This is a genomic window from Streptomyces montanisoli, assembly GCF_017813245.1.
Lineage (GTDB): Bacteria > Actinomycetota > Actinomycetes > Streptomycetales > Streptomycetaceae > Streptomyces > Streptomyces montanisoli.
Genome location: NZ_JAGIQL010000293.1, coordinates 1 through 3,814 on the forward strand (window position 1 = coordinate 1; position 3,814 = coordinate 3,814).

A 3,814-nucleotide genomic window follows, 5' to 3' on the forward strand; every position below is an offset into this window, starting at 1 on the left:
CACCGGCACCGCGGTCGACGAGCCCGAGGCCTGACCGGCCCCGGCACGACCCGCACGACCCGCACGACACCACCGGCCCGGGGGCGGAGCTGCCCCCTCCGCCCCCCGGGCGGCGGGCCGGGGCCGCCCCCCGCCCCGCGCGCCGGCCTGCGGCACGTGTCCGCCGCCGTCGCTCGGCAGCGGCGTGTTCCTGAGGATCTCCAGGACGACCTGCTCGGCCGTCCTGCGGCCCAGCTGCGCCTGCGCCGTGGGCAGCAGCCGGTGCGCGAGCACCGCCGGGGCCAGCGCCTGCACGTCGTCCGGCAGGGCGTAGTCGCGGCCGTCGAGCGCCGCCGCCGCCTTGGCGGCGCGCAGCAGGTGCAGCGTCGCCCGCGGGGAGGCGCCGAGCCGCAGGTCCTGGTGGGCGCGGGTGGCGCCGACCAGGTCCACCGCGTAGCGCCGCACCGCCTGCGCCACGTACACGGTGCGTACGGCATCGATCAGCTTCACGATGTCCTGGGCGTGGGCGGCCGGTTCGAGGTCGTCCAGTGGCGAGAGCCCGCCGTGCACGTCCAGCATGCGCAACTCGGCCTCGCCGCTCGGGTAGCCGATGGACACGCGCGCCATGAACCGGTCGCGCTGCGCCTCGGGCAGCGGGTACGTGCCCTCCATCTCGACCGGGTTCTGCGTCGCGATCACCATGAACGGGCTCGGCAGCTCGTACGTCGTGCCGTCGACCGTGACCTGGCGCTCCTCCATCGACTCCAGCAGCGCCGACTGCGTCTTGGGCGAGGCGCGGTTGATCTCGTCGCCGATCACGATCTGCGCGAAGATCGCACCGGGCTTGAACTCGAAGTCCCGCCGCTGCTGGTCGAAGATCGACACCCCGGTGATGTCGGAGGGCAGCAGGTCGGGCGTGAACTGGATGCGCTGCACCGAGCAGTCGATGGACCTGGCGAGCGCCTTCGCGAGCATGGTCTTGCCGACACCCGGGACGTCCTCGATGAGGAGGTGGCCCTCGGCGAGCAGCACCGTCAGCGCCAGCCGTACGACCTCGGGCTTGCCCTCGATCACACCCTCGACCGACGCACGGACCCGCTCCGCCGCCGCGGTCAGGTCCTCTCCCACCCGTCCGTACGTCCGGTCGGACAGACCCCCTTGGTGCGCTCGATCGTCATACGTCGTCACCCGGCCCTCCTCGGCCCTGCCCCGCCGCTCCTGAAGGGAGCGAGGGGTACCCCATGGAAGTCCGGGCACGCCATGAGCGGCCCGGTACACCCCGAATACGGACACCGCTCCCGGAAGGTTCCGGGAGTGGTGTCCCCGACGCATTCTTGTTGCCGTTACCGCTTCGTGTCACTTGTCCGTCGGCAAGCGTGACACGCCGGGCCGTGCGCCGGCGGTGCGCGTCAGTCCGCGGCGACCTCGGCGAGGCGGCCGGTCTCCACGTCGAACACGAAGCCGCGCACGTCGTCCACGTGCGGCAGGAACGGCGAGGTGCGCACCCGGCGGATCGACTGGCGCACGTCCTGCTCGGCGCTCTTGAACGCCTCGACCGGCCAGGTCGGCCGCTGCCCCACCTCCTCCTCGATCTCGTCCCTGAAGCCCTCGGTGATGGTCGTCATGCCGCACCGCGTGTGGTGCACCAGGACGACGCTGGTGGTGCCGAGGGCCCGCTGGCTGACGGCGAGCGAGCGGATCACGTCGTCGGTGACCGTGCCGCCCGCGTTGCGCAGGGTGTGGTGGTCGCCCACCTTGAGGCCGAGCGCGTTGGCCAGGTCGATCCTGGTGTCCATGCAGCACACGACGGCCACCCGCTTCGAGGGACGGGCGCTGAGCCCCGGGTCCTCGAAGCTGTCTGCGTACCGGGCGTTGGCCTCTACGAGCCGGTCGGTGCCGCCGTCGTGCGACGCGGCCGAGGGCTCCTTGTTCGAATCAGTCGGGGTCGTCATGGACAAGAAGGTATCGGGGCGGGACGGGATCGGCTCCGGCGCGGGTCGTGATGTGCGGCGAACGTCCCGTTTTGCCCGCTCCCTCCACGACCGCGGCGACGCGCCTGCCGGTTGATTGACCGTAAGGGACTGTGGACTAAAGTGGCGCGAAGTCCGCGGTCATCCACCGCACACCTGCCGAATTCCCCGCGTGCGCGGCGAACGTGCGGATCGGCCTCCTCCCGCTCGACGGTACGGGCGGCGCCCTCACGGCGTCGGCGTCCCCGCATTCCACGGGCGAGCGGGCGAGGCCAGGCCCCCGCGTACCGCGCGCCGGACCAGAGAGGGCGCATGAGCGAGCGCAGCGAGCGGCACGTACCGGTGATGCTCCAGAGGTGCCTTGACCTGCTGGCCCCCGCCCTCGCCGGCCCCGGCGCCACCGTCGTCGACTGCACCCTCGGCCTCGGCGGCCACAGCGAGGCACTGCTCGCCACCTTCCCGGCCGCGCGCCTGATCGCCCTCGACCGGGACAAGGAGGCACTGCGGCTCTCCGCCGAGCGGCTCGCCCCCTACGGCGAGCGCGCGACCCTCGTGCACGCCGTCCACGACGAGCTGCCCGAGGTGCTCGACCGGCTCTCCGTCGCCCGCGTCCAGGGCGTCCTGTTCGACCTCGGCGTCTCCTCGATGCAACTGGACGAGGCGGACCGCGGCTTCGCCTACGCCCAGGACGCGCCCCTCGACATGCGCATGGACCAGACGGCGGGCGCGAGCGCGGCCGAGGTGCTCAACACCTACCCGCCGGGCGAACTCGTGCGGATCCTGCGCACGTACGGCGAGGAGAAGCAGGCCAAGAGGATCGTCGGGGCGATCGTCAGGGAGCGCGAGAAGGAGCCCTTCGACCGCAGCGCCCGGCTCGTCGGCCTGATCAGGGACGCGCTGCCGCAGGCCGCCAAGCGCACCGGCGGCAACCCCGCCAAGCGGACGTTCCAGGCCCTGCGCATCGAGGTCAACGGCGAACTGTCCGTCCTGGAGCGTGCGGTGCCCGCCGCCGTGAGCGCGCTGGCCGTCGGCGGCCGCATCGCCGTCCTCTCCTACCACTCGCTGGAGGACCGCATCGTCAAGCAGGCGCTGACCGCGGGTGCCACCAGCACCGCCCCGCCGGGACTGCCCGTCGTGCCCGAGCGCTACCAGCCGCGCCTCAAACTCCTCACCAGGGGCGCCGAGACGCCGACGCAGGACGAGGTCGGCGAGAACAGCAGGGCCGCCTCCGCCCGGCTGCGCGGCGCCCAGCGCATCAGGGAGGACGCGCAGTGAGCGCGGCGCCCGGCAAGGGCGGGCAGCTGCGCGGCCGTGCGGCGCGGCTCGCCGGACTGCTGCCGTCCGGCACCAGCTCGGCGGCGCGCACCCCCTTCGTGCTGCTGGTGGTGGTGCTGCTCGCGGGCGGCCTGATCGCGCTGCTGATGCTGAACTCCTCGCTCAACGAGGGCTCGTTCCAGCTCAGCAAGTTGAAGAAGCAGACGCAGGACCTGACGGACGACCAGCAGGCCCTGCGCCGCGACGTCGACGACAGGTCCGCGCCCGACGCGCTCGCGCGGCGCGCCCGCGAGCTCGGCATGGTGCCCGGCGGCAACCCCGCCTTCCTCGAGCCCGACGGCACGGTGCGCGGCCACCCCACGAAGGCGCACGCCCTCCCGCCGCCGCCGAGCCCGACGCCGTCCGCGACACCCGCGCCGTCCGCGAGCGCCGGCGCGAGCCCCACCACGTCCGCGAACCCCACCGCGGGCCCCTCGCCCGCCCGCAGCGCAGATCGGTAGAGCGCGCCTCTGAGCTCCTGTCTCCGACGTACCTCGAGTGCCAACCATTGCCCCTGATGAGGGGCGGGTGGACGGGGGGGGGGGGGGGGG

At 73.4% G+C, this 3,814-nt stretch carries 4 protein-coding genes; 2 read left to right on the plus strand and 2 right to left on the minus strand.

The genetic code is table 11. The annotated features are described in order from the left end of the window. The coding region (locus JFN87_RS32325; RefSeq protein WP_372449331.1) for an AAA family ATPase at positions 1–1,167 on the minus strand (1,167 nt) is incomplete at its 3' end. Between the two features lie 221 nt (positions 1,168–1,388). Further along, complete coding sequence (locus tag JFN87_RS32330; RefSeq protein ID WP_209345964.1) at positions 1,389–1,931, minus strand: beta-class carbonic anhydrase; 543 nt, start codon at positions 1,929–1,931, stop codon at positions 1,389–1,391. A 330-nt stretch (positions 1,932–2,261) separates the two neighbouring features. On the opposite strand from JFN87_RS32330, the gene rsmH reads away from it, so the two are divergent. Continuing rightward, positions 2,262–3,224 (plus strand): 16S rRNA (cytosine(1402)-N(4))-methyltransferase RsmH, encoded by a 963-nt coding sequence (rsmH, locus tag JFN87_RS32335; RefSeq protein WP_209345966.1) that lies wholly within the window; start codon positions 2,262–2,264, stop codon positions 3,222–3,224. Beyond that, positions 3,221–3,724, plus strand: a complete 504-nt coding sequence (gene ftsL, locus JFN87_RS32340; protein ID WP_307865679.1) for a cell division protein FtsL — start codon at positions 3,221–3,223, stop codon at positions 3,722–3,724. Before rsmH ends, ftsL begins: the two co-directional genes overlap by 4 nt. Positions 3,725–3,814 lie beyond the last annotated feature (90 nt).